Annotated in this window: 5 protein-coding genes and 2 pseudogenes; 4 read left to right on the top strand and 3 right to left on the bottom strand. The window is 48.1% G+C overall.

The features are described 5' to 3' along the window. Window positions 1-324, top strand: a 324-nt coding sequence (locus BM231_RS26680; protein WP_139226358.1) for an autotransporter outer membrane beta-barrel domain-containing protein, incomplete at its 5' end; no start/stop codon positions are given. 632 nt (window positions 325-956) lie between these two features. Next, window positions 957-1,910 carry a hypothetical protein gene (locus tag BM231_RS26675; RefSeq protein WP_093524412.1) on the top strand — a complete coding sequence of 318 codons (954 nt, stop codon included), beginning with the start codon at window positions 957-959 and terminating at the stop codon, window positions 1,908-1,910. A 444-nt stretch (window positions 1,911-2,354) separates the two neighbouring features. Here the strand turns inward: BM231_RS26675 and BM231_RS26670 are convergent. Beyond that, window positions 2,355-3,158: pseudogene (locus tag BM231_RS26670) on the bottom strand (IS3 family transposase); the annotation flags it as partial. An 11-nt stretch (window positions 3,159-3,169) separates the two neighbouring features. On the opposite strand from BM231_RS26670, the gene BM231_RS26665 reads away from it, so the two are divergent. Beyond that, entirely contained in the window at window positions 3,170-3,583 is a 414-nt protein-coding gene (locus BM231_RS26665; protein ID WP_093524408.1) for an FCD domain-containing protein, read from the top strand. A 115-nt stretch (window positions 3,584-3,698) separates the two neighbouring features. On the opposite strand, the gene BM231_RS27305 is transcribed toward BM231_RS26665, so the two are convergent. Together BM231_RS27305 and BM231_RS26655 are read right to left on the bottom strand one after the other, a co-directional pair. Beyond that, window positions 3,699-4,013, bottom strand: a complete 315-nt coding sequence (locus BM231_RS27305) for a hypothetical protein (RefSeq protein ID WP_208860678.1) — start codon at window positions 4,011-4,013, stop codon at window positions 3,699-3,701. After that, a pseudogene (locus tag BM231_RS26655) lies at window positions 3,964-4,164 on the bottom strand (IS3 family transposase); the annotation flags it as partial. The pseudogene BM231_RS26655 and the gene BM231_RS27305, both read right to left, overlap by 50 nt. Before the next feature lie 325 nt (window positions 4,165-4,489). Here BM231_RS26655 and BM231_RS26650 point away from each other — a divergent pair. Beyond that, window positions 4,490-5,008, top strand: a complete 519-nt coding sequence (locus BM231_RS26650; protein ID WP_093524404.1) for an invasion associated locus B family protein — start codon at window positions 4,490-4,492, stop codon at window positions 5,006-5,008. Window positions 5,009-5,093 lie beyond the last annotated feature (85 nt).

Below are 5,093 nucleotides of genomic sequence, written 5' to 3'. Positions count from 1 at the left end.
CAGACAATGGACAGCACCTTCACCAGTATCGGGCTGCGGGCAGAGACACGGGCGAACCTTGGTCAATTCACCGCGAAGTTATCAGCACAAGCTGCCTGGCAGCATGCGTTTGGCGATGTAACACCTGTTGTCAATCATGCCTTTGCCGGAGGCGATGACTTCTCCGTTGCCGGTATTCCGATTGCCAGAGATGCCCTCCTGCTGAATCTGGGAGCATCGGTGGATCTGGGACATAGCACGACCTTGGGTCTGGCATACGATGGCCGGTTTGGTTCCGGCTTCACCGATCAGGGGCTCAAAGCAAACATCGCCCTGAAATTCTGACGGCTCTCCTGCCTGCGCAAAACCACCTACCCAACATAGCCCCGCCCGCCACTTGTAAACAGAAGTGGCGGGCAAATGCTCTCCAACTGTCGAGAATCTATATCCACCAAATCCGCGATTTTGTCCCCGCCCAGAACAAGGCCTTACTCTTTAGCACCATGACCTTTGCACAGAAAACGGAAGTGGTCTCGGAAACTCCGACAGGCTACCATCCAGACCGCCTCAACTATTGATTGAACTGTGTGAATGTCCGCTGTTGGCCCACACTTCAAGACATTCCTTACATGTGGCAGCTGCCCATTTGCCGACATTCGCGCACCTTTGCACCATCCTTAGTCAGAGCTTACCCTCAACCTCAAGTGGCTCTGATCCAGCTGGCTGATGAAGACAGCTGGTCCCACGTATTAGAGGAATAAGAAACGTCCGGCGGACTTAGCGGATGTTTGTTGCAGATATGAAGTTGATCCCTCCAATTGCCCGCTAAACGCAGTGAAACAGGCTTTTCTCAGTCTTGCAGGTGATCTTGATTAACCCTAATCTTGCTGGTTGGTGCAGCCACACTGACATCTAAGACTGCAATTGCTCTTCGTCTCGGTGTACTTAAGTTGCTGCGAAACCTATGGAGCACGCCCATGGAAGACAAAAGAAAATTCATCATCTATTTAGATCAGAACATTTTAAGCAATCTTCGAGAGGGCGAGCCAGCAAGAGACGAACTATTGCGCACTCTCAAGCATTATCAAAAACATGAGCCGATTTTTGTATATTCGCAGGTCCATGTCGAAGAGTGTCGGGCATTCCACGATCCAGATCAATTCGTACGAGTTATCGATGAAATTAAGGGCTTCTACATTCAACCTTCGGAGCGCTTCGAGCATAACTTCGAGATAAGCCCTAACAGGGCAAAGGATCTCATGTTGAGCAAACCCGACTTAGCAAGTAAGGCTCAAGAGTACATCTCTGAGTTGCTTGTACTGGCACAATACGTTGTGGGTTGGCTCGGCAAATTGGAATCAAAAGAATTACAACAAGAACTGGAAAAAAGCATCGATCTCTTGGTGCCAGAGCTCCAGCGTGAGACTTTCGGACTTCTCGATGTTGTCTCATTTCGCCAAATACTCTTGGAGAGCTTACGTTCTATAGACCTGGACAAACATAAGAGCGATGCTCTCCATCAACAACCTCAGACCACGTGTGAATGGAATGAAAGATTTAATCAAATTGACAATCTTGCGTCCGACAACGTTGTGGAATTTATTTTCTCTGAACTTGGTGATGAGGCAAAGCGCCGCTTGATCGATACGTTTCCTCAAAAAAACTGGCCAAATGGCCCTTATGCAAATAATGGAGCACTGGTTGGTCTCACATTTCTCCTGTTCACTCAAGGTGTTGGCAGAGATCCGAAAGTCAAGAAAGGTAATCAATCAACCCGAAGAAAAAGATTTCGAGCGCAATTCCGTGATTGTCGGCACATTGAAGAAGCCGCGCGTTGCGATCTCTTCCTGTCAAATGATAGTGGCGCCATCAAGTTGGCACAAGCAGCGTATGCGTATGCAGGGGTGAGTACTGAGGCACGTGTTTTGTGATAGTTCGAGATTTGGCCTGCCCAACTTCTCAGCCTTTTGACATCGCATGTCTGCTATGGGCAGTAACCAGATTTATGAGACTTTGGTACTCATATCGTTAGTAGATGTCCGCAATGGGCTCCTTGGAGCATAGCTCACAAATGAACTGATGTGAGATGAATTCTCAAGAAACACCCTACGGCGTCATCACTCGGTTATCTCTTCAACCACTGATGGAACTGGCTGAATGGCCGCAGTTGGCCCTCAGTGATCTGTTTGCACTTTCAACGAGAGACTGTTTCCTGTCAGTTGTCACAGCGTTAACTTGAAAGCTCAGAGCCCTGCAGTTGCAATGAGGGATCGCAGCTTGTCACCCACATCGACCGGTTCTCCCGGTGCTGTCATATCTGGCAGCCAGACTATATCCGGTAATCCCCCCATTTATGGAGGAGTTTGGCAGTAGAGTTATGCTGCTAGGTTCAGTTTAGTTGCGGGTGTGATGCCGCCGATGGCCATGTTGGACCGTTCGTTGTTGTATGTCCAGAGCCAGTTTGTAGCTTCTATTTGCGCTTGTTCGATGGTTTCAAAGCAGTTTTGATCCAGCCATTCCTGCCTGACCGTTCTGTTATAGCGCTCCACATACGCATTCTGGGCTGGCCTTCCTGGCTGGATATGTCGGATCTTGATGTCTTGCGATTTGGCCCATGACAGCAGAGTGTCACGGATGTTTTCTGGGCTATTATCGATACGTATCACGAGTGGTTTGCCACGCCACTCAACCACGTACCTCAACGCACGCACCACCCTGAGCGCAGGAAGAGAGAAATCGACTTCAATACACAATCCCTCCCGGCTGAAGTCATCGAGAATGTTGAGTGTACGCAATCGTCTGACATCTTCCAGCTGGTCAGACATAAAATCCATCGACCATACCTGATTAGGACTGGAGGGCGCTGCCAGCTTGTCAGGCTTTGCTCGTTTCAGACGCTTGCACGGCCTGATCCGCAGGTTCAGCTCCCGCTCGCGGTAAATACGGTAGACGCGCTTATGGTTCCAGCCAAAGCCTTTGATATTGCGAAGATACAGAAAACACAGCCCAAAACCCCAGGTTCTGTTGGTTGTCGTTAAACGCAACAGCCAATCAGCTATGACAATGTTCTCATCGTTCAAGCGCCGCTGATAACGGTAGCAGCGCTCACTCACGCTAAAGGTGTGGCACGCCAGAGCGATGGAAACTCCCTTTACTTCGACAGCAAACACAGCCATCTCCTAGCTCTGAGATGGCTTGCTCACTTTTTGCAAGCGCTTCCTTACCTCCCACAGAGGAGATATTATCTGAGTTTGAGGCTTTGACTGCTCGCGCCAAAGAACTGCAGACAAACCCAAATGCCCGCGAGTTCTCGATCCTGATCATGGACTTCTTCCTCACCATCCTCAAGCTCACAGATAACGGTCCTTTGCGCGAGATTTCAGAGAGGTTCTGCATGCAGACAACACGCATCTGGCTCAAATCTCTGTTTGCATCCGTCATTGATTTGACAGACGAAGTTATCATCTTCAACCGGGAAATGGATGACATCCTGACAGCTTTAAAGCTTGGAGACCTGAAAGCCGTCTCCCTCATCCAAAAAACCCACATCTCCATGAGCTTCACCCGCATGAGGATCTCTTACCAAAACGTTGAAAACAAGTAGGGTGGATACAGTTTTAACGCAAGTAAGAGCGATGCCGCTCGCACTGTCATCTATTAAAATTAGACAGAGTTTTCTTTTTGAGTAGTGGAGTATTTGGCCGGTTTGTATGTTGATGTTAAGCGGCTTGTGCGTGGTAGTGCAGGCACCTTTTATGAATTTCGTGCCGTTTGATGTTTTCTTGCGGCTCTTGGATCTGTTTGTCACGTCTGAAATAGACGTCAGTCGGGGTGACGTTATCCAAGCTCTCGTGATGATGGTTACCATACGTGATAAACTTGCCGATCTGATCCTCCAGATCCACTGATTTATAGTAATTCTCTATCAGGATGCTGTTCTTCATGATCTTGTGCCAACACTCGATCTTGCCCTGCGCTGGCTTAGCGGGCTGTATCTCCGACAAGCCGTTTCTTGCCAGCTTCCAGAAACTCATTAGACCTGCTGTAATGGAGCCCTTGCAAGATACCTTCCTGACGGCACAGCTCGGCAATGCTGTCCTCGCCGCGCAGTCTGGCGAGGACTACACGGATCTTATCTTCGGTGGAATAGCACTTGCGGGTCTTACGCCGAATATCCTTACTCATCTTTTCGGCTGCTGCACTGACGATCTTTGTGTTTTTATGATTTTGCCAAGTACTCCTCGATAGTGCTTGCGTGATTCGACAATGCATTCTTCGCTTTTAAGGCTCTATGGAGCTCAATTTGATAGGTGATTATTTTTCACTTGGTCTTGCAAAAGTAGCTAGCAATAGTGACTATTGTGAATATTTAAGTAATTTTGAATAAATGGATTTAATTTTGGTTATTTAGTTAAATTTGTATTTAAGTATTTAATTGACGCTCGCCGTATCTGAATACCATCTTCCGCATGCATAAATGCGCAAATCATATTTGGATGATGGATCTTAGATGAATAAAATACTGTCCGGGCTGCTGGCGTTTGGGCTTTTGTCAGCACCACCCTCTCAGGCACAAGAGTTGCCGAGTTCCCAGGTGGAAACTTACAAGGACTGGACACTGCGCTGCGTTCCGGTTGAAGGCAAGCAAACCTGCCAGATGATGCAGGAATTATCATCCAGGCAATCCGGACAGCGAGTATTGGCGTTTGTGATTGATAAGCAAGTTGGTCGCGCTCCAGTGACTGGGACTTTGATTTTACCTTTTGGTCTGGAACTCGATGCTGGGGTCAGTGCAAAGATTGATGAACAAGCAGCTTTTGAGAGACTTGCTTTTTCAACGTGCTTGCCTGCTGGGTGTCTTGCTCCAGTTGAGCTGAGCGATGCGCTTACTGAGCAGCTTAAGACTGGCCAGAATTTAACATTAACGCTCAAGTCCATCTCTTCTCAGCAACCAGTTTCAATTGAGTTGTCTCTTTCTGGCTTTTCTGCAGCTTTTGCACGCCTGAACGCTCTATCCAATCCGTCCTAAGCTTCTCATTGCTGTCATTTGTCTGTTTGTTTTCATGATTTCCCTGCGCAAGTTTACCGCCTCCTTTATCCTGTCACTTTGCGTG

The organism is Pseudovibrio ascidiaceicola (assembly GCF_900114245.1).
Lineage (GTDB): Bacteria > Pseudomonadota > Alphaproteobacteria > Rhizobiales > Stappiaceae > Pseudovibrio > Pseudovibrio ascidiaceicola.
Note: the sequence above shows the minus strand (reverse complement) of the source record. Positions and strands in the feature narration are given on the sequence as shown.